This is a genomic window from Xanthomonas citri pv. citri (assembly GCF_000961215.1).
Taxonomy (GTDB): domain Bacteria; phylum Pseudomonadota; class Gammaproteobacteria; order Xanthomonadales; family Xanthomonadaceae; genus Xanthomonas; species Xanthomonas cissicola.
Genome location: NZ_CP008998.1, coordinates 270,888 through 294,917 on the forward strand (window position 1 = coordinate 270,888; position 24,030 = coordinate 294,917).

The 24,030-nt window shown below is 65.9% G+C and carries 23 protein-coding genes and 2 pseudogenes; 19 read left to right on the forward strand and 6 right to left on the reverse strand.

Annotated features, from left to right (window positions below):
• The first annotated feature begins 320 nt into the window (after positions 1–320).
• The 6 genes from poxB to AMD14_RS01665 all read left to right on the forward strand — a co-directional run bounded on the left by poxB (position 321) and on the right by AMD14_RS01665 (position 7,837).
• Entirely contained in the window at positions 321–2,030 is a 1,710-nt protein-coding gene (gene poxB, locus AMD14_RS01640; RefSeq protein WP_171843852.1) for a ubiquinone-dependent pyruvate dehydrogenase, read from the forward strand.
• A 49-nt stretch (positions 2,031–2,079) separates the two neighbouring features.
• Positions 2,080–3,522 carry a sensor histidine kinase gene (locus AMD14_RS01645; protein WP_011050176.1) on the forward strand — a complete coding sequence of 481 codons (1,443 nt, stop codon included), beginning with the start codon at positions 2,080–2,082 and terminating at the stop codon, positions 3,520–3,522.
• Positions 3,507–4,853, forward strand: coding sequence for a sigma-54-dependent transcriptional regulator (locus tag AMD14_RS01650; RefSeq protein ID WP_015462750.1), 1,347 nt, complete (start codon positions 3,507–3,509; stop codon positions 4,851–4,853). Before AMD14_RS01645 ends, AMD14_RS01650 begins: the two co-directional genes overlap by 16 nt.
• A gap of 189 nt (positions 4,854–5,042) precedes the next feature.
• A complete protein-coding gene (locus AMD14_RS01655) occupies positions 5,043–5,795 on the forward strand; it encodes a hypothetical protein (protein WP_011050178.1) in 753 nt (250 codons plus the stop codon).
• A 102-nt stretch (positions 5,796–5,897) separates the two neighbouring features.
• Positions 5,898–6,515, forward strand: coding sequence for a hypothetical protein (locus AMD14_RS01660; protein ID WP_003488352.1), 618 nt, complete (start codon positions 5,898–5,900; stop codon positions 6,513–6,515).
• A gap of 92 nt (positions 6,516–6,607) precedes the next feature.
• Positions 6,608–7,837 (forward strand): MFS transporter, encoded by a 1,230-nt coding sequence (locus AMD14_RS01665; protein ID WP_005928629.1) that lies wholly within the window; start codon positions 6,608–6,610, stop codon positions 7,835–7,837.
• Between the two features lie 348 nt (positions 7,838–8,185).
• Here the strand turns inward: AMD14_RS01665 and AMD14_RS01670 are convergent, their stop codons facing one another.
• Positions 8,186–8,662, reverse strand: a complete 477-nt coding sequence (locus AMD14_RS01670) for a tRNA (cytidine(34)-2'-O)-methyltransferase (RefSeq protein ID WP_003488348.1) — start codon at positions 8,660–8,662, stop codon at positions 8,186–8,188.
• A 26-nt stretch (positions 8,663–8,688) separates the two neighbouring features.
• Positions 8,689–9,150: an XAC0231 family protein gene (locus AMD14_RS01675; protein ID WP_011050180.1), complete on the reverse strand. Its 462-nt coding sequence runs from the start codon at positions 9,148–9,150 to the stop codon at positions 8,689–8,691.
• Positions 9,151–9,536: 386 nt separating this feature from the next.
• On the opposite strand from AMD14_RS01675, the gene AMD14_RS01680 reads away from it, so the two are divergent.
• The 4 genes from AMD14_RS01680 (at position 9,537) to AMD14_RS01695 (ending at position 13,274) form a co-directional block, all read left to right on the forward strand.
• A complete protein-coding gene (locus AMD14_RS01680; protein ID WP_003488921.1) occupies positions 9,537–9,857 on the forward strand; it encodes a DUF4156 domain-containing protein in 321 nt (106 codons plus the stop codon).
• Positions 9,858–9,958: 101 nt separating this feature from the next.
• Positions 9,959–10,975, forward strand: a complete 1,017-nt coding sequence (locus AMD14_RS01685; RefSeq protein WP_005912222.1) for a 3-oxoacyl-ACP synthase III — start codon at positions 9,959–9,961, stop codon at positions 10,973–10,975.
• Positions 10,976–11,086: 111 nt separating this feature from the next.
• On the forward strand, positions 11,087–12,256 hold the full coding sequence (locus AMD14_RS01690) for a Fic family protein (RefSeq protein ID WP_003488925.1): 1,170 nt from the start codon (positions 11,087–11,089) through the stop codon (positions 12,254–12,256).
• Between the two features lie 115 nt (positions 12,257–12,371).
• A complete protein-coding gene (locus AMD14_RS01695) occupies positions 12,372–13,274 on the forward strand; it encodes an alpha/beta fold hydrolase (protein WP_005912225.1) in 903 nt (300 codons plus the stop codon).
• 152 nt (positions 13,275–13,426) lie between these two features.
• Here AMD14_RS01695 and AMD14_RS01700 read toward each other — a convergent pair whose 3' ends face one another.
• A complete protein-coding gene (locus AMD14_RS01700; RefSeq protein ID WP_005912227.1) occupies positions 13,427–13,810 on the reverse strand; it encodes a YkgJ family cysteine cluster protein in 384 nt (127 codons plus the stop codon).
• Positions 13,811–14,132: 322 nt separating this feature from the next.
• On the opposite strand from AMD14_RS01700, the gene oleC reads away from it, so the two are divergent.
• The 3 genes from oleC to AMD14_RS01715 all read left to right on the forward strand — a co-directional run bounded on the left by oleC (position 14,133) and on the right by AMD14_RS01715 (position 17,258).
• Complete coding sequence (gene oleC, locus AMD14_RS01705; protein WP_011050182.1) at positions 14,133–15,794, forward strand: olefin beta-lactone synthetase; 1,662 nt, start codon at positions 14,133–14,135, stop codon at positions 15,792–15,794.
• A gap of 230 nt (positions 15,795–16,024) precedes the next feature.
• Positions 16,025–17,035, forward strand: coding sequence for a 2-alkyl-3-oxoalkanoate reductase (gene oleD / locus AMD14_RS01710; protein ID WP_011050183.1), 1,011 nt, complete (start codon positions 16,025–16,027; stop codon positions 17,033–17,035).
• 64 nt (positions 17,036–17,099) lie between these two features.
• Positions 17,100–17,258 carry a DUF1328 domain-containing protein gene (locus AMD14_RS01715; RefSeq protein WP_003468167.1) on the forward strand — a complete coding sequence of 53 codons (159 nt, stop codon included), beginning with the start codon at positions 17,100–17,102 and terminating at the stop codon, positions 17,256–17,258.
• A gap of 84 nt (positions 17,259–17,342) precedes the next feature.
• Here AMD14_RS01715 and AMD14_RS25155 read toward each other — a convergent pair.
• Together AMD14_RS25155 and AMD14_RS25160 are read right to left on the reverse strand one after the other, a co-directional pair.
• Positions 17,343–17,563 (reverse strand): annotated as a pseudogene (locus AMD14_RS25155) (hypothetical protein); the annotation flags it as partial.
• Positions 17,564–17,686: 123 nt separating this feature from the next.
• Positions 17,687–17,818 (reverse strand): annotated as a pseudogene (locus AMD14_RS25160) (D-alanine--D-alanine ligase); the annotation flags it as partial.
• 221 nt (positions 17,819–18,039) lie between these two features.
• Here AMD14_RS25160 and AMD14_RS01730 point away from each other — a divergent pair.
• From AMD14_RS01730 to AMD14_RS01745, 4 genes are all read left to right on the forward strand, one after another.
• Complete coding sequence (locus AMD14_RS01730; protein WP_011050185.1) at positions 18,040–18,684, forward strand: ubiquinone biosynthesis accessory factor UbiJ; 645 nt, start codon at positions 18,040–18,042, stop codon at positions 18,682–18,684.
• A complete protein-coding gene (gene ubiB, locus AMD14_RS01735) occupies positions 18,681–20,354 on the forward strand; it encodes a ubiquinone biosynthesis regulatory protein kinase UbiB (RefSeq protein ID WP_011050186.1) in 1,674 nt (557 codons plus the stop codon). The genes AMD14_RS01730 and ubiB overlap by 4 nt, the downstream gene beginning before the upstream one ends.
• Positions 20,355–20,363: 9 nt before the next feature.
• On the forward strand, positions 20,364–20,867 hold the full coding sequence (locus AMD14_RS01740; protein WP_003488945.1) for a cupin domain-containing protein: 504 nt from the start codon (positions 20,364–20,366) through the stop codon (positions 20,865–20,867).
• A 255-nt stretch (positions 20,868–21,122) separates the two neighbouring features.
• A complete protein-coding gene (locus AMD14_RS01745) occupies positions 21,123–21,893 on the forward strand; it encodes a pseudouridine synthase (protein WP_040155764.1) in 771 nt (256 codons plus the stop codon).
• Between the two features lie 437 nt (positions 21,894–22,330).
• Here the strand turns inward: AMD14_RS01745 and AMD14_RS01750 are convergent, their stop codons facing one another.
• Positions 22,331–22,909: a DUF2059 domain-containing protein gene (locus AMD14_RS01750; protein ID WP_033482871.1), complete on the reverse strand. Its 579-nt coding sequence runs from the start codon at positions 22,907–22,909 to the stop codon at positions 22,331–22,333.
• Positions 22,910–22,965: 56 nt separating this feature from the next.
• On the opposite strand from AMD14_RS01750, the gene arfB reads away from it, so the two are divergent.
• Positions 22,966–23,397 carry an alternative ribosome rescue aminoacyl-tRNA hydrolase ArfB gene (gene arfB / locus AMD14_RS01755; protein ID WP_005912264.1) on the forward strand — a complete coding sequence of 144 codons (432 nt, stop codon included), beginning with the start codon at positions 22,966–22,968 and terminating at the stop codon, positions 23,395–23,397.
• A gap of 2 nt (positions 23,398–23,399) precedes the next feature.
• The gene (locus AMD14_RS01760) at positions 23,400–24,029 is read left to right on the forward strand and encodes a lysophosphatidylcholine acyltransferase (RefSeq protein WP_005912266.1); all 630 of its coding nucleotides are present in this window, start codon (positions 23,400–23,402) and stop codon (positions 24,027–24,029) included.
• Position 24,030: the final 1 nt, after the last annotated feature.

The window sequence follows — 24,030 nt, forward strand, 5'->3', positions numbered from 1 at the left end:
TGCCGAGATGTAAATTCTCCGTTATTCGATGGAACGCGACATGAATTTTGGACTGACCAGTTGATGAATCATCGCGCCAGATTCAGCTGCGCTTTCTTGTGTAGTGTGCAGATACGCGCACAGCACGTGCAAAACGTGACGCTCTAGCGCTTACGTTGCGCCGATGTGAGGCGTACGTGCATAAACGCAATAAACCGCTTGGTTTCCAGCGTTTTACCTGCGCTCGCTAGACAAGCACATTGCACTGACGCAGTCGCTGGGAGCATTGCACGCCTGTTGAACACACCTTGTGGAGCTGCATCGTGGCGAAGAAGAGAACGTTGGCGCGCTTTCTGGCCGAGACGCTGCAGAGCGCCGGGGTCGAGCGGATCTGGGGCGTCACCGGCGACAGCCTCAACGGCTTGACCGATGCCTTGCGCGAGATGCAGACCATCGAATGGATGCATGTGCGGCACGAAGAAGTGGCCGCATTCGCCGCAGGTGCCGAGGCGGCGGTGACCGGCCAGCTGGCGGTGTGTGCGGGCAGTTGCGGGCCGGGCAATCTGCACCTGATCAACGGGCTGTTCGATTGCCATCGCAGCCGCCAGCCGGTACTTGCGATTGCCGCGCATATCCCATCGTCCGAGATCGGGCTCAGCTACTTTCAGGAGACCCACCCGCAAGAGCTGTTTCGCGAGTGCAGTCACTTCGTGGAGATGGTGACCAACCCGGCGCAGCTGCCGGAAGTGCTGCATCGGGCGATGCGCACGGCCATCCTGCAGCAAGGCGTGACGGTGGTGGTGATTCCCGGCGATATCGCGTTGCTGGAGGTCGACAAACATGTCTCCAGTGCGTGGCCGGCGCTGCGTCAGCCGCGGGTGCTGCCTGCCGCCGAGGATGTGCGGCAATTGGTCGAGCTGCTGCAGCAGAGCAAGGCAGTGACGCTGTTGTGCGGCAGTGGCTGCGCCGGCGCGCATGACGCAGTGGTGGCGTTGGCCGACACGTTGGGTGCGCCGGTGGTGCATGCGCTACGCGGCAAGGAATACGTGGAGTGGGACAACCCGTTCGATGTCGGCATGACCGGCCTGATCGGTTTCAGTTCCGGTTATCACGCGATGCTCAATTGCGACACCTTGCTCATGCTCGGCACGGATTTTCCGTACCGACAGTTCTACCCGAAGGACGCGACCATCGTGCAGGTGGATCGCGACCCGAGCGCGCTCGGTCGGCGCACGCCGTTGCAGCTGGGCATTGCCGCCGATGTGGGCGAAACCATCGCAGCGTTGCTGCCGCAGCTGCAGCGCCGCGAAGAACGTGGCTTCCTGGAAAAATCGCTTGCGCACTACCGCAAGGCGCGCGAAGGACTGGACGATCTGGCGGTGCCGGCAGATCCCGGGCAGCCACTGCACCCGCAGTTCGTGACCCGGCTGATCAGCCAGATTGCCGATCAGGATGCAGTGTTCACCTGCGATGTCGGCACGCCCACGGTGTGGGCCGCCCGCTACCTGCGCATGAACGGCAAGCGCCGCTTGCTGGGGTCGTTCAATCACGGCTCGATGGCCAACGCGATGCCGCAGGCGCTTGGCGCGCAAGCAGCATTTCCTGGTCGGCAAGTCATTTCGCTATCGGGCGATGGCGGTTTTGCGATGCTGATGGGCGATTTCATTTCGCTGGCGCAATTGCATCTGCCGGTGAAGGTGGTGGTGTTCAACAACGCCTCGCTGGGATTCGTGGCCATGGAGATGAAGGCCGCCGGTTATCTGGATACCGGTACCGAGCTGCGCAATCCGGATTTCGCGGCGATGAGCAACGCGATGGGCATCCTGGGCATTCGTGTCGATGAGTCGTCGCAACTGGAGCGTGCATTGCGCCAAGCCTTCGCGCATTCGGGTCCGGCGCTGGTGGATGTGCGGGTCGCCACGCAGGAGCTGGCGGTGCCGCCGGCGATCAAGCTCGAACAGGCCAAGGGGATGGGCCTGTATCTGCTCAAGGCAGTGATGAGCGGGCGTGGCGATGAGGTCATCGCGTTGGTAAAGACCAACCTGCGTTAATTCAGTTGCACTCACGCACACTGGCTGTCCTCTTCAGGCCGCTTCGTCCATGCCCCGTTCGCTGCTCCGGCAACTGTTGCTGATCTGGATGGTGATCGTGGCCGCCTGTGTGGGCGTGGCCACGATGTTGTACGGCCTGTATCGGCAGACCGAGGGAGTGCGGCTGGAGGAGGCGCGCCAGCAATTGGGCGGGCAATGCGCGCGCATCGTGCAACGCTATGCCGGGGCAAGCGAGGCAGCGCGTCGCGGCGACGATGGCGCGGGCCTGGCAGCGGTGGTGGTGCAGCTGGTGCTGGCCGATGCACCAGGTGTCGAAGGCGGTGTCTGGGACCTGCACAAGGGCTTTGTTGCCTACGCGTACCCGACCTACGACGGCAGCGATCACAAGACCGATATTCCCGCCGCTGAGTGGGCCAACATCGTCAACGCGGCGCAGCAGAGCGTGACGACAAAGCAAGCGGCGCAATACCGTCGCGACGGTCGCCGCGAGGTCCTGCTGATCAGCGCCTGTCCGTTGGCATCCGGCAGCGCGGCATGGACGATGACGCGGGTGCCGGCCAGCAAGGCCGACGCGTGGCGGCCCCTGGTCGTCGGCATGTTGCTGATCTTCGCGATGGTGGCGATATCGGCCATTGCGCTGGGCGTGCTGGTGCGGCGCTGGAGCCAGCGCCTGCAGCGTATCCAGCAAGCGCTGGCCGCCGACACCGAGACGCCGCACATTCCGCCGACCGGGACGCCGGAACTGGACCGGCTGGGCGCGGCGGTCAACGACTATGCGCAGCGCAACGCGCAGGCGCTGGCGCAGACGCGCCGGCTGGCCGCCGAACTGTCGCGGCACGAACGGCTTGCCGCGCTTGGGCGTATGACGGCCACTGTGGCGCATGAAATCCGCAACCCGATTGCCACGATGCGGTTGGCGCTGGAAAACGAGATCGCGCGCGGCGATGCGACGCCGGACGATGCTGCGCATGGCGAGTTGATGCTGGGGCAGATTCGTCGCCTGGATGGTGTGGTCGAGAGCCTGCTCGGCATGGTGCAGCCGATCCGTCTGCAGCTGGAGACGGTGGTGGTGCAGGACTGGCTGGCGACGCTGCTGGAGCACGGTCCGTTACCGCCCGGCACGTCGCCGCCCCGCGTGCTGCTGCCGGCTGCGCCGTTGCGCTGGACCCTGGATCCGCAGCAACTGGGGCGCGCGGTGCACAACCTGCTGCGCAATGCCGCGCAGCACGCCGATCCAGGCAGCGAGGTTACGCTGCAAGCGGCTGCAGTGGAGGGCATGTTGCAACTTCAGGTCTGCAACCGTGGCGCGCCGATCGCAGAACCGATCGCCGCACACTTGTTCGAACCGTTCGTCAGTGGCCGCGCCGACGGCAATGGCCTGGGGCTGGCGCTGGTGCGCGAGATCGCGCGCGCGCATGGCGGACACGCGCGCTACGCACATGCCGACGGGCTGACCCATTTCATTCTGGAGTTGCCATGGCGCGCATCCTGATCATCGATGACGATGCCGCGTTTCGCACCACCTTGCAGGCCACCTTGCGCTCGCTCGGGCATACGGCGGTCGCCGCCGAGAATGGGCCGGACGGGCTGGCCCGGTTGAGCGAAGGCGGCATCGACATGGCGTTTGTGGATTTCCGCATGCCGGGCATGGATGGCATCGCGGTGCTGCGCGCGCGCCTGGACGATGCGCAGGCGCGTCAGGTGCCGCTGGTGATGCTGACCGCCCATGTGTCCAGCGGCAACACGATCGAGGCGATGACGCTGGGCGCCTTCGATCATCTGGTCAAGCCGGTTGGTCGTGCCGACATCGTGGAGGTGGTGGAGCGCGCACTGCTCAGTCGCGCCGAGGCGCAGGCTGCAGCGACAGACGCGTTGTCTGCGCCGGTCGAGGACGACGATGCACTGGTTGGCCACAGCCCGGCGATGCGCACCGTGCACAAGCGCATCGGCTTGGCGGCCGCCTCTGATCTGCCGGTGCTGATCACCGGGGAAACCGGCACCGGCAAGGAATTGGCGGCACGCGCGTTGCATCGCGCCAGCCCGCGCGCCAGTGCGCCATTCGCTGCAGTCAACTGCGCGGCCATTCCGCTGGAATTGATGGAGAGCGAGCTGTTCGGCCATCGCAAGGGTGCGTTTTCCGGCGCCAGCAGCGACCGACGCGGGTTGATTCGCGAAGCCGATGGCGGCACGTTGTTTCTGGACGAAATCGGCGACATGCCATTGCCGATGCAGGCCAAGCTGCTGCGTTTCCTGCAGGAAGGCGAGGTGACGCCATTGGGTGGCAGCGGCCCGCAGAAGGTGGATGTGCGGGTGCTGGCCGCCACCCATCGCGACCTGGCGGCCTGCGTGGCCGACGGGCGCTTTCGTAGCGATCTGCGTTACCGCCTCAATGTGGTGCCGATCGAACTGCCGCCATTGCGCGAGCGTGGCCAGGACATCCTGTTGCTGGCGCAGCACTTCCTGAGCGCCAATGCAGCGCGTGCGCAGAGCCTGTCGCCGGCCGCGCAGGAGCGCCTGCTCGCGCACCGCTGGCCTGGCAATGTGCGCGAATTGCGCAACGTCATGCAGCGCAGCCAGGTGTTGGTGCGTGGCGCCAGCATCGATGCGGCGGATCTGGAGGAAGCGCTGGGCGAGGCTGGCGAGGCGCCGCCAAATGGTGCATCGGCGTTGACCGGCACCCTGCCCGAAGCGGTGGCGCAGCTGGAAAAACGGATGATCCAGTCGGCGCTGGAACAGAGCCAGGGCAATCGGGCAGAGGCCGCGCGCCGGTTGGGGATCCACCGGCAATTGCTCTATCGCAAGCTGGAGGAATACGGCTTGTGACACGCGCGCACGCGTCGATCGCAGACTGCGCGACAGCTGTCCCAAAACCGGACAGGGTGGATGAAATGCAGACGTCTCTCTTCGGCTGTCGGCCAATGAAAGTCATTTCAAAACAATCACTTGCCAATTGGCACGATTGCTGCTTTGCCTCTGGTACGCGGCCCCTTCCCGCCGCGCAGGAGACATCCCATGTTGCGTCAGACTGTTCTTGCAATTGCCCTGGCCTGCACCATCGGCGCCGCCGCCGCACAAGTGGCCGCCCCGCCGCCGCCGCCGGCTCCCAATGGCCCGATCGGCGGTCCGCCGGCCCCGCCGACCCCGGTCGCCGCCACACCGGTGAGCGTGAGCGGTACCGTCGAGCGCTTCCTGCTCAATCCCAATGGTGACGTCGACGGACTGTGGCTGCGCGACGGCACCCAGGTCGGGTTTCCGCCGCATCTGTCCAGCGAGGTGAAGGCGGCCGTCCGTGCCGGCGACAGTGTCGTCGTGAAGGGCTTCCGCCTGGGCAATCTGCCGGTGCTGCAGGTCAGTTCGATCCGCTCCGGCCGTAGCGGCCGCGAGGTGGTCGACCGCCCGCCGACCTTCGGCGCGGCCCCGCCACCGCCGCCGACCCCCGGCCAGCTGACCCCGTTGCAGTCCGATGGCACGATCCAGCGCCTGGTCTATGGGCCTGCCGGCGAGATCAATGGTGCGCTGGTCAGCGATGGCACGGTGGTGCGGATGCCGCCGCATCTGGCGCTGCAGTTTGCCGATCTGCTGCGCGTGGGCGCACCGCTGAGCGCCAGCGGCCTGGGTGTGGCCACCCCGGACGGCCGTGCGATCGAGGCGACCCAGTTGGGGCGTGATCGCTCCTCGCTGCGCGCGCTGTTCACCGCGCCGCGTCCGGACGGCCCGCTGCCGCCGCCCCCGCCGGTCGCTCCAGTCCCGCCGGCCGGCCGTTGAGTCGTACCACCCCTGTCTTGTTCGTTGGTTTCCTCCGCTGGTCACGCAGCCGCGTGGCCAGCGGCTTGACCGGCAATGCCGGTCCTTTTTCGGAGTAACACCATGCATTGGGTCGACCCTGATTTCCTCCCCGCCACCCGCGGCACCCTGGCGCGTTTCCTGCTCAACCCCAAGGCCGATATCGACGGCCTGCTGCTCACCGATGGCACCGAAGTGCACACCCCGCCGCATCTGTCCGAGGCGCTGCTGAAGGCGCTCAAGCCGGGCAGCGCGCTCACCGTGCGTGGCCTCAAGCCGCGCGACGTGGAGATGTTGGTGGCGTTGGCAATCGATCCGGAAGGTGGCAAGCGCATCCTCGATGAAGGCCCGCATGGGCCGCATGCCAAGCCCAAACCCAAGCCACCCGGCAAACCGCCCAAGCCGGAAGTGGCCCAGCACAGCGGCACCATCACCCGGTTGCTGCATGGTCCGCACGGGCAGGTGCATGGCGTGCTGCTGGACGATGCGGTCACGGTGCGGTTTCCGCCGCATGCCGGTGGCGACTTCGCCAAACAGCTGGTGGTCGGCAAGCCACTGGTGGCCGAAGGCGAGACCAAGGCCACGCCGCACGGTGTACTGATCCATGCCCATGCCTTGGGTGGCAAGGCGGCGACGCTGAAGCAGATCGAGCATCCGCCGCACGGGCCCGCGCATAAACCCAAGCCCAAGCCCAAACACTAGGAGCCGGACATGCGGCCACCGCGCGCCACTGAGATGCTTGCCCCCTGGTCTGCCACGTGCGCCTTCGTGCGCGCTCGCAGTGGAGCATTGCCATGCCGATGACCAAGACCAGGCCCCGTGGCACGCGCGCGCTGGAAGCACTGCATTTCAGCGTGGCCGATGTGCAGGACGGGCTGGGGCCGTTCCTCAGCGTGTTCCTGCAATCCAAAGGCTGGTCGGTGGCGGCGATCGGCACGGTGATGAGCGTGGGCGGCATCGCCGGCATGCTCGCCACCACACCGGCCGGCGCGCTGGTCGATGCCACCCGGCGCAAACGCGCCGTGGTGGTGATCGGTTGCCTGGCGATCCTGCTGGCCACCGCCTTGATCTGGCTGCAGCCCACCTCTTCCGGCGTGGTCGCCGCACAGATCGCCTCGGCGTTGGCGGCGGCCGGCATCGGCCCGGCATTGACGGGCATTACCCTGGGGCTGGTGCACGCGCGCGGTTTCGACCATCAACTGGCGCGCAACCAGGTGGCCAACCATGCCGGCAACGTGCTGGCCGCGGTGCTGGCTGGCTGGTTGGGATGGCGTTATGGCTTTGCCGCAGTGTTCCTGCTGACCGCATTTTTCGGCGCCCTGGCGCTGGTGGCCGTGCTGGCGATTCCGGCTGCGGCCATCGACCACCGCGCAGCACGCGGTCTTGCGAGCAACAACGGTGGCGATGCGCTGAGTGGGTGGCGCGTGCTGCTGACGTGCCGCCCGTTGGCGCTGCTGGCGGTGACGCTGGGGCTGTTCCATCTGGGCAATGCGGCGATGCTGCCGCTGTACGGCATGGCGATCGTGGCGGCGCATGCCGGCGACCCGAGTGCGTTGACGGCCACCACCATCGTGGTGGCACAGGCCACGATGGTGGTGGTCGCGCTACTGGCGATGCGCTGGATCCGCGTGCACGGGCACTGGTGGGTGCTGCTGGTGGCGTTCATGGCCCTGCCGTTGCGTGCCTTGGTGGCGGCATCGGTGATCCATGGCTGGGGCGTGTTTCCGGTGCAGATCCTCGATGGGCTCGGCGCCGGCCTGCAAAGCGTGGTGGTGCCGGCGCTGGTCGCACGCTTGTTGCAAGGCACCGGGCGCGTCAATGTCGGCCAGGGCGCGGTGATGACGGTGCAGGGCGTCGGTGCGGCACTGAGTCCGGCGTTCGGTGGCTGGTTGGCGCATGCCTTCGGTTATCGCATCGCGTTTCTGACCTTGGGTGCGATCGCGCTGCTGGCGGTGGCCTTGTGGGCCGGCTGTCGCGGCATGTTGCAGGCAGGGGCCTCCGTGCAGGCCGAGACAATGCTGTGACCGATGCGCAGTGCGCGCACGAAGGTGGCTACCGATCGCTGGCCGTTGCGGCTTGCGCGGTATCGACCGCACTGCGCCGGCGAGGGTGAGCAAGTGCGATCTGATCCGGGGCGTGTCCTGTCGGCCAGGAGGCCCGGCATACGCGCAGATGACGCGGCGCGCAGCATCGCTTCGTTAATCCGGATCGATGCAGTGTCTATCGCCGTCGAACGATGACAGCCGACACCGATGAGGCGTCTTGGCGAGATATCAGGTGCGACAGCCAGGATCTCACCGCGCATGTGGCAATGCGGCCTGGCAGCGGGCAGGTAGGCGCATGTCGTTGCGCACAGTTCCGGCTATTGCGTGCTACTGGCCGCCAGCGAAATTCCATTGCCGCCAGGCTTCGAACACCATCACCGCAACGGTGTTGGACAGATTGAGGCTGCGGTTGTCCGGGCGCATCGGCAGACGTAGCCGGTGCTGCGGCGGAATCGACTCCAGCACCTCGGCCGGCAGGCCGCGGGTTTCCGGACCGAACAAAAACGCATCGCCATCGGCGAACTGCGGTGTGTCGTAGCGCACCGTACTGCGGGTGCTCAGTGCGAATACGCGCTTGGGCGCGATCGCGGCCAGTGCGCTGGGCAGGTCGGCGTGCACCTGCAATGGTGCGTATTCGTGGTAGTCCAGGCCGGCGCGCTTGAGCTGCTTGTCGCTGAGGTCGAAGCCGAGCGGCTCGATCAGGTGCAGGCGCGCGCCGGTATTGGCGCACAAGCGAATCACATTGCCCGTATTGGGCGGAATTTCGGGCTGAAACAGGATGACATCGAGGACAGGTGCTGACATGCGCGCAAGTGTAGCTGCGCGCCCGCTTAAAGGCTGATGGCGGCGTTGACCAGCGCTTCCAGTTCGGCCGGCGAGGGCTGCAGTTGCGGCGTCGGCAGGTTCACGATGACCTGCCCCATCAGTGCACCGATGGCGCCAGCTGCCTGGCTGGAGGCGCTCTGCGCGCTGGCGGCGGCGTTGCGTACCACCAGGTCGGCACGCTGCTCGGCCGAAGGGCGCACCTGCACCGCCGCCAAGGTGACGATGCGCGGGCCGGCCTGTTCGGAGGCCAGGGCGGCCACTTGCTCGGCCGAGGGGCGCACCTGCACGGCGGCCAGGGTGTGGATGCCGCTGTTGCGTTCCAGTGTCTGCTGGGCGATCTGGTCGGCGGCCGGGCGAACCTGCACGGTCTCCAGGGTGGTCAGGCTGGTGGCCTGGGCAAAGCCGGCCAAGGTGGCGCCAGCGAACAGGGCGGTGGAGAGGGCGATGCGCAGGGTCTGGGTCTTCATGGCGAGGTCTCTTGGTGTTGTTAGGCAGTGGTGTGGTAGTAAGGTAGTACACCGTTTCGGTATGCACAAGAACTTTTGCATGACTTTTGATTTTGTTCAGCGAAAAGTCAGTTTCAGGTGCGGCCCGTGGTTGCGAAATAAAGCAGAGCAAACGGTGTGCCAACTAAAGATCATTGTTTTTGAAGGGTTTTCAGACGGGTAGAGGTGTCCGCGTCCGGACACCCGGACGCGTTGCACGGCGGCGGACATCGCGCTCGAACGGGTACCCGCGCTCAAGGCAAGGCGGTTCGGCGCGCTGAATGGGTGGATTGCGTGTGCTACCGCGCGCCGGATCGCCAGCAGGCAACTGCGGCACAATCCGGCTTTCCCCACAGGTGTGATGACTTATGCGCGTGCTGATGCTGTCTGTTCTGGTTGCCACCTCCACTGCGGCGTGCACCTGGGTGCCGATCGAACAAAGCGGCAAAAGCGTGCGGGTGCTGCCCGCAGGCCCTGTGCCAGCGGGGTGTCAGCAGCAGGGCGAAGTGGTGGTGACGGTCAAGAGCAAGGTCGGCTTCTACAACCGCAACCCGCTGCGCGTGCAGGAAGAGCTGGAAACGCTGGCGCGCAACGAGGCCCCCGGCGCCAACGCCAATGCGGTGCAGGCGCAAGGCCAGCCGGCCGACGGCAGCCAGCGTTTCAACGCCTTCCGCTGCCCGCCGCGCTGAACCGTTGGGCTGGGGCGCAGGCGTTTCAAATGTAAAGATGCGGTAAAACCAGCCAGCGGCTAGACTAGCGCCCCCTCGCCTGACGCCATGGCGCTACTTCGATGCTCTTCCAGAATGTCTCCATCGCGGGACTGGCGCATGTTGATGCGCCGCACACGCTGACTTCCAAGGAAATCAACGAACGCCTGCAACCGACCTACGACCGCCTCGGGATCAAGACCGACGTGTTGGGCGACGTTGCCGGTATCCATGCACGGCGCTTGTGGGACCAGGATGTCCAGGCCTCGGACGCCGCCACCCAGGCCGCGCGCAAGGCGCTGATCGACGCCGGTATCGGCATCGAGAAGATCGGCCTGCTGGTCAACACCTCGGTGAGTCGCGACTACCTGGAGCCGTCCACGGCGTCCATCGTGTCCGGCAACCTGGGCGTGGGCGACCACTGCGTTACCTTCGACGTGGCCAACGCCTGCCTCGCCTTCATCAATGGCATGGACATCGCCGCGCGCATGCTCGAGCGCGGCGAGATCGACTACGCCTTGGTCGTGGATGGCGAAACTGCCAACCTGGTGTACGAAAAGACCCTCGAGCGCATGACCTCGCCGGACGTCACCGAGGAGGAGTTCCGCAACGAACTTGCCGCGCTGACCCTGGGGTGCGGTGCAGCAGCCATGGTCATGGCGCGTACCGAGCTGGTGCCCGACGCCCCGCGCTACAAGGGCGGCGTGACCCGCTCGGCCACCGAGTGGAACAAGCTATGCCGGGGCAACCTGGACCGCATGGTCACCGATACCCGCTTGCTGTTGATCGAAGGCATCAAGTTGGCCCAGAAGACCTTCATGGCCGCGCGCCAGGTGCTGGGTTGGGCGGTGGACGAGCTGGACCAGTTCGTCATCCACCAGGTCAGCCGCCCCCACACCGCCGCCTTCGTGAAGTCGTTCGGCATCGACCCGGCCAAGGTCATGACCATCTTCGGCGAGCACGGAAACATCGGTCCGGCCTCGGTGCCGATCGTGTTGAGCAAGCTCAAGGAGCTGGGCCGCCTGAAGAAGGGCGACCGCATCGCGCTGCTGGGCATCGGCTCGGGCTTGAATTGCTCGATGGCGGAAGTGGTTTGGTGATGCGTGGTTGCACGGCATGCCTTGCTGCATGCCGTGCAACCTCGCCGCTTAAGAAAAAAAGTGCTATCTAAGTTTCCTTGCAAGAACCATTGCTGCCTGTAAGGAAAGAAGATGCCGCATCGCACGACTGGGCATTATGTTGCCGGAGCCCTTGCCGGCAGCCGCTATCAAGCGTTCGTGCCCAGCCCACTGCCGCCGGAGCCGGCATTGGACTTCTCCCTGGTTGCGTTGGTTGCGCGCAAGGAGCTTGCCGATCAGGCATTGGGGCGATTGGATGGCATCACGCTGATGCTGCCGGACCCGGAGCTTTTCCTCTATCAGTACGTGCGCAAGGAAGCCTTGCTGTCATCCCAGATCGAGGGGACGCAATCGTCACTTTCGGATTTGCTGTTGTTCGAAATGGACGCGGCACCGGGCGTCCCCATCGACGATGTTGAGGAAGTCTCCAACTACGTTGCTGCCCTCAATCATGGTCTGCGTCGCCTGCGAGAGGACGATTTTCCGCTATCGCTGCGGTTGATCCGCGAAATGCATGCGTTGCTGCTGCAGGGTGGCCGCGGCGCCAGCAAGCAGCCCGGCGAGTTCCGTCGCAGTCAGGTATGGGTAGGAGGGGCATCGCCCGCACTCGCCCATTTCGTTCCGCCACCGCCAGATGCACTGCCCGATACGCTAGCGGCACTCGAACAGTTTCTGCATGCGTCGCAGGGCCAGATGCCCTCGTTGGTGAAAGCTGCCCTTGCGCACGTGCAGTTCGAGACCATCCATCCTTTCAGCGATGGCAACGGAAGGCTGGGACGGCTCCTGATTACCCTGATTCTGTGTAGCGAAGGTGTGCTGCGAGAGCCGAGCCTGTACCTCAGCCTGTATTTCAAGCGGCGCCGCGCCGATTACTATGACCGCCTCAACGCAGTCCGGCTCAATGGCGACTGGGAAGGGTGGCTGGGTTTCTTTCTGGACGGCGTGGCCGAAACCGCCCAGCAAGCTGTCGATACTGCACAGCGGTTGCTGGCGCTGTTGGCGCGCGATCGTGCACGCATCGCAGCGCTAGGCCAGCGAGCAGGCAATGTGGGCTTGGTGTTTGAGCAATTCGCGCGGCGTGTGGTGCTGGCGGTACCGCAGGTTGCGCCGCACCTGTCGCTGAGTGTGCCGACCATTCGCGCAGCGGTACGCACGCTGCAAGAGTTGGACATCGTCAACGAACTCACAGGCCAGCAGCGGCATCGCATCTTTGCCTATCAGGCGTATCTCGACATCCTCAGCGAAGGCGCGCAACCGCTGTGAGCGATTTCCTCGCACACCACTGTTGCAAACAGTTCAACCTTGCAGCGATGGTGAGGTGCGATGTCTTAGACGAATCGCCAGACGCATTTCAGTCCCTGCTTTACATCGAGAGATCATGAACTACCCCGGCTATCCCTTTCCCCCCAAGCGCCTTGAGGTGCGCCCCGGCGTTGCGATGTCGTATCTGGACGAAGGCCCGCGCGATGGCGAGGTGGTTGTCATGCTGCACGGCAATCCGTCGTGGAGCTATTTGTGGCGGCATCTGGTGAGCGGCCTGTCCGATCGCTACCGCTGTATCGTGCCCGATCACATCGGCATGGGGCTGTCCGACAAGCCCGACGATGCGCCCGACGCGCAGCCGCGCTACGACTACACGCTGCAATCCCGCGTGGACGATCTGGACACCTTGTTGCGGCATCTGGGCATCACCGGGCCGGTGACGCTGGCGGTGCACGATTGGGGCGGCATGATCGGTTTCGGCTGGGCGTTGTCGCATCACGCGCAGGTCAAGCGGCTGGTCATCACCAACACGGCTGCGTTCCCGCTGCCGGCGGAGAAGCCGATGCCATGGCAGATTGCGATGGGTCGGCACTGGCGGCCGGGCGAGTGGTTTATCCGCACGTTCAATGCGTTTTCGTCCGGCGCGTCGTGGTTTGGCGTCTCGCGGCGCATGCCGGCCGATGTGCGCCGCGCTTACGTGGCGCCGTACAACAACTGGCGCAACCGCATCTCCACCATCCGCTTCATGCAGGACATACCCCTGTCGCCGGCCGACCAGGGCTGGTCGTTGCTGGAGCGCTCGGCGCAGGCATTGCCCGCGTTCGCCGACCGCCCGGCCTTTATCGCCTGGGGCCTGCGTGATATCTGTTTCGACAAGCACTTTCTGGCCGGCTTTCGCAGGGCGCTGCCGCAGGCCGAAGTGACTGCATTCAACGATGCCAATCACTACGTGCTGGAAGACAAGCACGAGGTGCTGGTGCCGGCGATTCGCGCGTTTCTGGAGCGCAATCCGCTGTAACGCCTCGCAGATGGCAGCGCGCCGCGGCGCGTTAGCCATGCCGCACTCAAGGGCTGAAATTCCTGAAGTGGATCCCGATGCAGCGCACCGGTCATGCCGGCAATGTGCCGGCTGAGCTTGTTGCCAGCACGACACGCGTGCTGCGCTACGGTTCACACCGCCGGCAGCGGATTGCGTTGCGCATCGTCCACGCCCACCCAATCGGCGTCGGTCAGCGCGTGCAGGCCATGCGCCAAGCGCGATTTATCGCATTGCGCACTGCGCTGCCCGAATTCCAGCGAGGCCGGCACGGCCGCGCAGGACGACGGGCGGCGGTCGTGGATGCTGCAGCGGCTGTAGCGACCGATGTCTGCGTCCAGCGCGATACAACGCGGCTGCGATTGCGAGGTGCCGCGCATCGCCCGCTCATGCGTGCGTAGCGCCTCGGTCAGCTCGATCGGCACCCTGCCGCCCAATGCGGGATCGGCTTCGCTCCAATGGAAACTGACGCGGAAATAGGCGCAGCAGGCGCCGCAGGTAAGGCAGGGGTGTGCCATGGAATGCCGGGCCTGGCGCGGCGAAATCGCGTGGGAAGCGCGGCATTTTGACCGAACCGCGCCGCGATACAAGTAGCGTGCTGCGGTGACCGGTTAGCGATTCAGATGCGCTCCGCCACGCCCGGGTACGCGGCGCTCCGCAGGTGCCATAGCGCTCTGGCATGCGCTGCGAACGCGTTGCGGCGGTTGGGTCGGCCACTGCCGCGCATCGATGCGTCATGCCGCCGCACGATGAGGAGCCGCGCTTGCGCCCGCGTCGCGCGTTGCCTTCAGGCAGCCTGCAAGCGGCCGGCGCCATCGGCGCATGGGTGATAATGCGCCGATGACGACCCTCTGCAATATCGCGGCCACCCTTCCGCAACTGGCGCGCGAGCGCCCCGACCAGATCGCCATCCGTTGCCCGGGCGGTCGCGGCGCCAATGGGTTTGCCGCCTACGATGTGACCTTGAGCTATGCCGAGCTGGATGCGCGCAGCGATGCGATTGCCGCCGGCCTGGCACGCCACGGCATCGGTCGCGGCGCGCGTGCGGTGGTGATGGTGCGGCCGTCGCCGGAATTCTTCCTGCTGATGTTCGCCTTGTTCAAGGCTGGCGCGGTACCGGTGCTGGTGGACCCCGGCATCGACAAACGTGCGCTCAAGCAGTGTCTGGACGAAGCGCAGCCGCAGGCATTTATCGGCATTGCGCTGGCGCAGCTGGCGCGTCGCCTGTTGCGCTGGGCGCGCTCGGCAACGCAGATCGTTACCGTCGGCGGACGTTACGGCTGGGGTGGAGTCACGCTGGCGCGGGTGGAGCGCGATGGCGCCGGCGCAGGCAGCCAGCTGGCCGACACCGCGCCGGACGATGTGGCGGCGATCCTGTTCACCAGTGGCTCGACCGGTGTGCCCAAGGGGGTGGTGTATCGCCACCGGCATTTCGTTGGCCAGATCGAATTGCTGCGCAACGCATTCGGCATGCAGCCCGGCGGGGTGGATCTGCCGACGTTTCCGCCGTTCGCCTTGTTCGATCCGGCGCTGGGGCTGACCTCGGTGATTCCGGACATGGACCCAACGCGCCCGGGCAGCGCCGATCCGCGTAAGTTGCACGACGCGATCAACCGCTTCGGCGTGACGCAGTTGTTCGGTTCGCCCGCCTTGATGCGCGTGCTGGCCGACTATGGGCAGCCGCTTCCCAACGTGCGCCTGGCGACTTCCGCCGGTGCGCCGGTGCCACCGGATGTGGTGGCGAAGATCCGCGCGCTGCTGCCGGCCGATGCGCAGTTCTGGACCCCGTACGGCGCCACCGAGTGCCTGCCGGTGGCCGCGATCGAAGGTCGCACCCTGGACGCCACGCGCGCCGCCACCGAGGCTGGTGCCGGCACCTGTGTGGGCCATGTCGTGCCGCCCAACCAGGTGCGCATCATCGCCATCGACGATGCGGCCATTGCCGACTGGAGCGGCGTGCGCGAGCTGGCGACCGGTGAGGTCGGCGAGATCACCGTCGCCGGGCCCACCGCCACCGATACCTATTTCAACCGTGATGCGGCCACGCGCATCGCCAAGATCCGCGAATGCTGCAGCGATGGCAGCGAGCGTGTCGTGCACCGCATGGGCGATGTCGGATATGTCGACGCCGAAGGGCGCTTGTGGTTCTGCGGGCGCAAGACCCACCGCGTGGAAGCCGCCAGCGGCCCGCTGTACACCGAACAGGTGGAGCCGGTGTTCAACGTGCATCGGCAGGTGCGGCGCACCGCGCTGGTTGGCGTAGGTGCGCCCGGACAACAGCAACCGGTGCTGTGCGTGGAGTTGCAGCCGGGGGTGTCTGCGTCGGCGTTCGCACAGGTGGAAAGCGACCTGCGCGCGCTGGGCGCTGCCCACCCGCACACCGCAGGCGTCGCGCGTTTCCTGCGCCATTCCGGCTTTCCGGTCGACATCCGCCACAACGCCAAGATTGGCCGCGAAACGCTGGCGGTCTGGGCTGCGCAGCAGCTGCATAAGCGCGGCTGACAACAGGTAGCGCGCAGTGGTCAGTCGGGCGTGGAGGGGGCACTCAGAACGGCAGTGAGCGGTACATGCCGATTCCGGCAACGTCCACGCCCGACTGACGTGAGCGCAGGCATGTGTTGGCCGTTCCTGGTCGTCGACGTCCAGACTGCATGGCTACGCGTCGACGAGCAGATCGCCAAGTCGGGTGTGGCCGGCTATGGTGTCGTCCCTCAGAGGCGAGGTGTGGTGCGATGAAGGTATTGGTGACCGGTGGTGGCGGCTTTCTTGGCCAGGCGTTGTGCCGCGGCCTGCGCGCGCGTGGGCACGAGGTGGTGAGCTTCCAGCGCGGCGATTACCCGGTGCTGCAACGCCTGGGCGTGGGCCAGATCCGCGGCGACCTGGCCGACCCGCAGGCGGTGCGGCACGCCTTCGCTGGTATCGATGCGGTGTTCCACAATGCCGCCAAGGCCGGCGCATGGGGCAGTTACGACAGCTATCACCAGGCCAATGTGGTGGGTACGCAGAACGTGATCGAGGCCTGTCGCGCCAATGGCGTGCCGCGGCTGATCTATACCTCCACGCCCAGCGTCACCCATCGCGCCACCAACCCGGTGGAAGGACTCGGTGCCGATGAAGTGCCGTATGGCGACGATCTGCGCGCCGCCTACGCGGCGACCAAGGCCATTGCCGAACGTGCAGTGCTGGCCGCCAACGATGCCCAGTTGGCGACAGTGGCACTGCGACCGCGCCTGATCTGGGGGCCGGGCGACAATCATTTGTTGCCGCGCCTGGCAGCGCGTGCGCGTGCCGGGCGGCTGCGCATGGTCGGCGATGGCGGCAATCTGGTCGACAGCACGTACATCGACAACGCCGCGCAGGCGCATTTCGATGCGTTCGAACACCTTGCCGTGGGCGCTGCCTGCGCGGGCAGGGCGTACTTCATTTCCAACGGCGAACCGCTGCCGATGCGCGAGTTGCTCAATCGATTGCTGGCTGCGGTGGATGCGCCGGCGGTCACGTGCTCGCTGTCGTTCAACACCGCCTACCGCATCGGTGCGGTGTGCGAGACGCTATGGCCACTGTTGCGTCTGCCAGGCGAAGTGCCGTTGACGCGTTTTCTGGTGGAACAGCTGTGTACGCCGCATTGGTACAGCATGGAGCCGGCACGTCGCGACTTCGGCTATGTACCGCGCATCAGCATCGAAGAAGGCCTGCAACGGCTGCGATCCTCATCTTCCAACGACATCGCCATCACCCGATAAAGACCGGCATATCCACAAGATACGTCTGCGCCGATTCGGCACGACAACTTCTGGATACCTTGCCATGCTGCATTACGCCATCATCTTCTTCGTCATCGCCATCATCGCTGCTGTGCTGGGCTTTAGCGGTATCGCCGGTGCGGCGACCAACATCGCCTGGATCCTGTTCGTGGTGTTCCTGATCCTGGCAGTGATCTCGATGTTCCGTCGCGGCAAGGTATAACGCTTCGCTGCGATACGTCACGGCAGCGGCGCTGCCGGTTGGCGCTCACAGGGCCCGCTTCCGCAAGGACGCGGGCCCTGTGCGTTATGGCGGAATATGACCGGGTTTTGGCTGATGACAGCTGTTTTCCAGACACTGCACATGCTTGCCACTGGCCAGCACGGCATCGCCGATCGCGCAAACTCCAGCCGCCGATGCAGCGCCATCGAGGCGGGGTTGGCCAGCATCAGATTGACCTCGCACACCAGCCGCCGCTGTCTTACTGCATGTGGCTGACGGATGAGTTCGTCATGCAGCTGCGTAGCAGATCGCGCCGACGTGCATGCGCGCCATCACGATGCGATCGACATACACAACCCGTGCAAAGCGATCGGCCATCCCCCCGAAATTCGCAGTGGCATGACGCGCGTCCTGGTCCAGCGCGAGCAATCGATACCGATCAGCACCGGCTCGAAGCGTCGCGGGTCCAGCGCATCCAGGATATCGCGCGCCGATTGCAACGAGACCTCGTGCTCGGCCGATTTGCCTCCGAAGATGAGGCCGACCCGAATCGTGCGCATTGCCTGCTCCTGCCATTGGAAGTGGACAGGATGCCTGTGGCGTATGCGCTGAAGGACGTCTTGCCGCAGACAGTGCTGGCGAACAACGCCGGCATGCCCGATGCGCCTGACCATGCGCCGCCGTGCCTAGCAACGACCGCACGACCGCTACACCGGCAGCCGGCGCACGTGCCACACCGCCGTCAAGCAGCTGCGACATGCAGGGGCGGTAGAATGCGGGCATGCCCGGATCACTCTTCAACTCCCTCAAGCCGCTCGCCGGCCAGGCCCTGCAGGCAGCGCTCAACCGTGCGCTGGCGCTGGACCCGGATACCCGCGAGGCCCTGCTGCCGCTGGAAGGCCAGCGCATCGCGTTGACCCTGGAGGCGCCTGCGCTGGCCCTGCAGATTCGCGTGCACGAGCGCCGGTTGCTGGTCGGCCCGGTCGATCAGGCACAGGAACCCGACCTGGCGGTGCGCAGCAGCCTGGCCGGCTTGCTCGGGCAACTGCCGTTTCTGGCCAATGCACGTCGCACCGGCGCGCCGGCCGGTCGGCTCAAGGTTTCCGGCGATGCCGAACTGGCGCGCCAGCTGCAGCAACTGGCCGGCCGCTTCGACCCGGATTGGCAGTTGCCGTTCGTTGCGGTGTTCGGCGACATCCTGGGCGTGCAGATCGCCGGCGCGGTGCGCGCAGCGCTGCAGCAGGCACGGCGCAGTGCGGTGGATCTGGCGCAGAGCGCGGCCGAATTCGTCACCGAAGAATCGCGCGATGTGGTGCCGCGCGCCGAGCTCGAGGCGTTCCACGACGACGTGGACGAACTGCGCGATGACGTCGAACGGCTGGCCGCGCGCGTAAGCCGCCTGCGTGCGAGCGGAGGCGCGGCATGAAGGCGATCCTGCGGGCCAGCCGCATCGGCCGGGTGATCCTGCGCTATCGCCTGGACGCCTTGCTGGAAGGCACCCCGGCCGAGCGCTGGCTGCGTTTGGCCAAACCCTTCGTGCCGCGTGCCAGCGCCGAAATCGCCGCGCAATCGCGCGGTGCGCGGCTGCGCTTGGCGCTGCAGGAGCTGGGACCGATCTTCGTCAAGTTCGGGCAGATTCTGTCCACCCGGCGCGATCTGATTCCGGCCGACGTGGCCGAAGAACTCACCTTGCTGCAGGACCGGGTCAAGCCATTCGATGGCCAGGCCGCGCGCCTGATCGTCGAAGCCGCACTCGGCCTGCCGGTGAGCGTGGCGTTTGCCAGCTTCGATACCGTGCCGCTGGCCTCGGCGTCCATTGCGCAGGTGCATGCAGCCACATTGCCGCCCGATGCCAACGGCGTGCGCCGCGAAGTGGTGGTCAAGGTGCTGCGCCCGGAGATCGAGCGCCAGATCGACGCCGATATCGCGTTGCTGCACTCGCTGGCCACCTTGGTCGAGCGCACCCACCCGCGTGCCGACAAGATCCGTCCGCGCGAAGTGGTGGCCGAGATCGAAGGCACGCTGGCCGCCGAACTGGATCTGCAGCGCGAAGGCGCCAACGCCAGCGTGTTGCGCCGGTTCTGGGAAGGCTCGGACGATCTGTATGTGCCGGAAGTGATCTGGTCGCACACTGCTGAGCGCGCGCTCACGCTGGAGCGCGTGTACGGCATTCCGTCCGACGACATCGCCAAGCTCGACGCGGCCGGCATCGATCGCAAGGCGCTCGCGGCCAAAGGCGTGCGCGTGTTCTACACCCAGGTATTTCGCGACAACTTCTTCCACGCCGATGCGCACGCCGGCAACATCTGGGTCGATTCGGATCCGGAACGCCGCCTCAATCCGCGCTTCATCGCGCTGGATTTCGGCATCATGGGCCAGCTCTCGCAGGAAGATCAGTACTACCTGGCGGAGAACTTCATGGCGATCTTCCATAAGGATTACCGCCGCATGGCCGAGTTGCACGTGGAGGCTGGCTGGATGCCCAGCAACGTGCGCATCGACGAACTGGAAGCGGCAGCGCGCTCGGTGTGCGAGCCGTATTTCAACCGCCCGCTGTCGGAGATTTCGCTGGCGCAGGTGCTGATCAAATTGTTCCGCGTGGCGCAGCGGTACGAGTTGACGTTGCAGCCGCAGCTGATCCTGCTGCAGAAAACGCTGCTCAATATCGAAGGCGTGGGCCGGCAACTGGACCCCAGGCTGGATATCTGGGCGGTGGCGCGACCGGTGCTCGAACGCATCCTGCGCGAGCGTTACAGCCCGCGCCGCGTGCTGCGCGAACTGAGCAAGCGTCTGCCGGAGATCATGACCCATGCGCCGGACATGCCGCGGCTGGTGTACAGCTGGCTGACGCAGCAGGTGGAGGGTCGCCATCAGATCGCCATCCGCTCGCCCGAATTGCTTGCCCTGGACCTGAGCCTGCGCAAGCTGCAAACCCGCGTGGTGACCGCCATCACCGGCAGCGGGTTACTGGTTGTCGCGGCCGTGCTGTACGGCCTACATCCGGATGGCTGGTATCTGGGCACGGTGCCGGTGTGGAGCTGGATCAGCGGCGGCGCCGGTTCGGCCGCGCTGCTGGTCGCCTGGTTGCGGCGATAGGAGACGACCATGTCCGACGCAACCGATGCCTTGGACGCAAGCACACCGGTTGCCGGGATTGCCGCGCTGGATGCGCCACCGCGCACGCAACATTCCAGCTATCCGCCGGTGTTCGCCGCGCAGATGGGCGGCCGCCAGAAGCGCGCACTGGGCGAGGTGTTCGGGCTGCGCAACTTCGGCGTCAACCTGACCACGCTGGCGCCGGGTGCGCGCTCGGCGCTGCGGCACGGGCATTCGCAGCAGGACGAATTCGTCTACATCGTCAGCGGCGCGCCCAGCCTGATCACCAACGCCGGCGAGCAGTTGCTGCAGCCGGGCATGTGCGTTGGCTTCCGCGCCGGTGATGGCGATGCGCATTGCCTGATCAATCGCAGCCAGGCGGTGGTGACGTACCTGGAAGTGGGTGACCGCAGCCCCGGCGATTGCGTGACCTATCCGGACGATGACCTGATGCTGGTCCCCATGGCGGATGGGCAGCGCGCGTACCGGCACAAGGACGGCACGCCCTACTGAGCGCGCGGGTGGTGATCCATCTGTTGGCTTTGAATGATGCACACGCCACGCCACGCTACGCGCATCGCCCGCTCTGACGCTGGCGTGGTTCGGTCGCGTGAGATGCGAAGCAGCCACCCGCGCATTGGGCAGGCATCAGCTGCGTGGTAGCGCGCAGCAACCGCACCGTACGAGCGGTGCGGGCCGCAGCCGTTGCCGTGCGCGTGGCCTGGCGACGACACAGTCGTTTGTTCGCTGCGGCAGCGCGGCGATGCAGTGGCATGCGGTGTCGGCGATGCGGATAATTCGCCGGTGAGCATATCCCCCAAACATCTGCAGATTCTCTACCAGGACGATGTCCTGGCCGTCGTCGACAAACCCGCCGGCCTGATGGTCCATGACAGCAAGCTGGCGCGTGGAGAGGACGACTTCCTGGCCGACCGCCTGCGCGAGCAGCTGGGCAAGCCGATCTTTTTGGTGCACCGGCTCGACCGCGCCACCAGCGGCTGCCTGCTGTTGGCCTTCGATCGCGACAGCGCCAGTGCGCTGGGCAAGGCTTTGATGGCCGGCGAGGTGGAGAAACAGTATCTGACCGTCTGTCGCGGCTGGCCGGCCGAGGAGCGCTTCATCGTCGACCATGACCTGGACGGCGGTCCGGGCAAGCCGGTCAAGAAGCCGGCAGTGACGCATTTCCAGCGTCTGGCCACCGGCGAGCTGGAGATTCCTTCCACCGGGTTCACCACCTCGCGCTACGCACTGCTGCGCTGTCAGCCGCAAACCGGCCGCTTCCGGCAGATTCGCCGGCATATGAAGCATCTGTCGCATCACATGATCGGCGACACCAGCCACGGCGACGGCCGCCACAACCGCAGTTTCCGCATGCTCGGCATCCACCGCATGTTGCTGCACGCCGAACGCCTGGAATTTCCGCATCCGGCCGATGGCAGGCGCATCGGCGTCACCGCGCCGCTGGATGTCGAATTTTCCAAGGCCTGCGCGTTGTTTGGGTGGGAGATGGCGGGGTTGGGAGTCATGCAGACGGCGTGATGTGGCGTGCCTGGTTCGCAGATCGAGACGTTCACTCAGTCTGCTAGACATCTGCGCAAACGTCCCCTCACCCTAACCCCTCTCCCGCCGGCGGGAGAGGGGCTCAAGCGCGTGGGCGGGAGAGGGGCTCGAGTGCGTGGACGGGAGAGGGGCTCGAGTGCGCGGGCGGGAGAGGCGCTCGAGCGCGCCGCCCAATGCTCGCCTGCCGTGCTGCTTGCTTCCCCCGCTTGCGGGGGAAGGTGCCCGAAGGGCGGATGGGGGCCTGCTTGCAACAGGCGCTCTCCCGCGGGGAGTAAGGAGGCACCGTGTTCTTCCGTCACCGAAAGGTAAAGCACCGCCATCACCAACAACGCAATCCCACACCCACACTCGCACCCACACCGGTCGCAGCGATCACGCGGTTCCCACTCCCCAATCTCGATTCTCCAATCCCGCTCTCAGGGCTTCTTGGCCGGCGCAGGTTCGTTGACGATCTTCTCCAGATCCTTCTGCAGGTCGGCAAACAGCGGCAGCATCCTTTGCTGGATGGCGCCCATCAGGTTCTGGGTCAGGGCGGGGGTCTTGTCGAGCAGGCTCTGGCCGGCCGAGCTCTCGTAGAACTCGGCCATGGCCAGCACGTCCTCGCGCGAGAACGAGCGCTTGTAGATATCCACATACATCGGCCGCAGTTCCGACCACGACAGCGCCTTGCGCACGGTCTGGCGGGTGCGTTCCTGGATGCGTTGCAGCTGCGCCTGTTGGTCGGCGTCGAGCTGGCGCTGTGCGGTGAGCTGGGCGAATTGCTGCTGCTGCAATGCTTCGATCTGCGGCAGCATCGTGTCCAGCATGGTCTGCGCACGCGAGGCGGCCAGCAGGCGGTTGATGTCGGCATCGCTGGGCGCTTGCGCCCACGCGGCCGGGGCGGCCACGGCCAGCAGGGCCGACAGCAGCAGCCGGCACGCGAGGCGGCGCGCGGCAGCGAGCGAAGAAGTAGGTGTCATCGGAGCATCCTGCAAACGGGGGACCGGCCGCAGCATACGGGAAGCCGGCGTTCGCGCGCGCGTCCACGCCGCTGCCGATACAATCGGCGCTCATGGCCAGCGACCCGATCCAGATCACCCCCAGCCTGACGATTCCGCCCAGCGAACTCGTCGAGCGCTTCGTGCGTGCCAGCGGCGCGGGCGGGCAGAACGTCAACAAGGTGTCCACTGCGGTGGAGCTGCGTTTCGACGTGGCGGGGTCGCCCTCGTTGCCTGAGCCCTTGCGGGCCCGGTTGCTGTCGCGGCGCGACCGCCGCATGACGGCCGACGGTGTGCTGGTGATCGACGCGCAACGCTTCCGCACCCAGGACCGCAACCGCGACGATGCGCGCGAGCGACTGGTCGAAATCATCAGTGCGTGCCTGTCGGTGCCCAAGCGCCGGGTCGCCACCAAACCGAGTCATGGTGCCAAGCTGCGGCGGCTGGATGCCAAGCGGGAACGCAGCCAAATCAAGCGTGGACGCTCGGCGTCCCACTGGGAGTAAGCGTGAGTCAAGCCGACCCGTCGTTGCCACCGGTAACACAGGCCAACATCCTGCTGCAGCCATCTCCGCCCCGGATGCCACGCGCCCATGGCCGCTTCATCCGCTGGCTTGGCCGTACCGCCTTGCGCGTGACCGGCTGGCGCCTGCTCGGGCGGCTGCCCGACGAGCCCAAGCTGGTCATGATCGTGGCCCCGCATTCGTCCAACTGGGACGGGTTTGTGGGATTTGCGGCCAAGTTCGCGCTCGGCTTCGACGTGCGCGTGCTCGGCAAATCGCAGTTGTTCTGGTGGCCGCTGGGTCCGCTGTTGCGCAGGCTTGGCGCCATCCCGCTGGACCGCAGCTCGCCGCAGGGCACCATCGGCCAGGCGGTGCGATTGATCCGCAACTCCGAGCAAATGTGGTACGTGATCACGCCCGAAGGCACACGCAAGCGCGTGGAGAACTGGAAGGCCGGCTTCTGGAAGATCGCCTCCGATTCCAAGGTGCCGATCCTGCCGGTGTATTTCGACTACCCCAGCAAGACCGTGGGCATCGGCGAGCCGTTCTGGACCGGTAACGACATGGCCGCCGATATCGCCGCCATTCGCACCTGGTACCGGCCATGGCGCGGCAAGCATCGCGATACGTTGTGAG

Bases quoted from the DNA above. Each gene is read 5' to 3' on its own strand.
- AMD14_RS01715 (WP_003468167.1), top strand. From the start codon at position 17,100: ATGCTGCATTACGCCATCATCTTCTTCGTCATCGCCATCATCGCTGCT.
- oleD (WP_011050183.1), top strand. From the start codon at position 16,025: ATGAAGGTATTGGTGACCGGTGGTGGCGGCTTTCTTGGCCAGGCGTTG.
- ubiB (WP_011050186.1), top strand. From the start codon at position 18,681: ATGAAGGCGATCCTGCGGGCCAGCCGCATCGGCCGGGTGATCCTGCGC.
- arfB (WP_005912264.1), top strand. From the start codon at position 22,966: ATGGCCAGCGACCCGATCCAGATCACCCCCAGCCTGACGATTCCGCCC.
- AMD14_RS01660 (WP_003488352.1), top strand. From the start codon at position 5,898: ATGCATTGGGTCGACCCTGATTTCCTCCCCGCCACCCGCGGCACCCTG.
- AMD14_RS01690 (WP_003488925.1), top strand. From the start codon at position 11,087: ATGCCGCATCGCACGACTGGGCATTATGTTGCCGGAGCCCTTGCCGGC.
- AMD14_RS01700 (WP_005912227.1), bottom strand. From the start codon at position 13,810: ATGGCACACCCCTGCCTTACCTGCGGCGCCTGCTGCGCCTATTTCCGC.
- AMD14_RS01655 (WP_011050178.1), top strand. From the start codon at position 5,043: ATGTTGCGTCAGACTGTTCTTGCAATTGCCCTGGCCTGCACCATCGGC.
- oleC (WP_011050182.1), top strand. From the start codon at position 14,133: ATGACGACCCTCTGCAATATCGCGGCCACCCTTCCGCAACTGGCGCGC.
- AMD14_RS01650 (WP_015462750.1), top strand. From the start codon at position 3,507: ATGGCGCGCATCCTGATCATCGATGACGATGCCGCGTTTCGCACCACC.
- AMD14_RS01730 (WP_011050185.1), top strand. From the start codon at position 18,040: ATGCCCGGATCACTCTTCAACTCCCTCAAGCCGCTCGCCGGCCAGGCC.
- AMD14_RS01670 (WP_003488348.1), bottom strand. From the start codon at position 8,662: ATGTCAGCACCTGTCCTCGATGTCATCCTGTTTCAGCCCGAAATTCCG.
- AMD14_RS01750 (WP_033482871.1), bottom strand. From the start codon at position 22,909: ATGCTGCGGCCGGTCCCCCGTTTGCAGGATGCTCCGATGACACCTACT.
- AMD14_RS01740 (WP_003488945.1), top strand. From the start codon at position 20,364: ATGTCCGACGCAACCGATGCCTTGGACGCAAGCACACCGGTTGCCGGG.
- AMD14_RS01680 (WP_003488921.1), top strand. From the start codon at position 9,537: ATGCGCGTGCTGATGCTGTCTGTTCTGGTTGCCACCTCCACTGCGGCG.
- AMD14_RS01665 (WP_005928629.1), top strand. From the start codon at position 6,608: ATGCCGATGACCAAGACCAGGCCCCGTGGCACGCGCGCGCTGGAAGCA.
- AMD14_RS01645 (WP_011050176.1), top strand. From the start codon at position 2,080: ATGCCCCGTTCGCTGCTCCGGCAACTGTTGCTGATCTGGATGGTGATC.
- AMD14_RS01675 (WP_011050180.1), bottom strand. From the start codon at position 9,150: ATGAAGACCCAGACCCTGCGCATCGCCCTCTCCACCGCCCTGTTCGCT.
- AMD14_RS01695 (WP_005912225.1), top strand. From the start codon at position 12,372: ATGAACTACCCCGGCTATCCCTTTCCCCCCAAGCGCCTTGAGGTGCGC.
- AMD14_RS01685 (WP_005912222.1), top strand. From the start codon at position 9,959: ATGCTCTTCCAGAATGTCTCCATCGCGGGACTGGCGCATGTTGATGCG.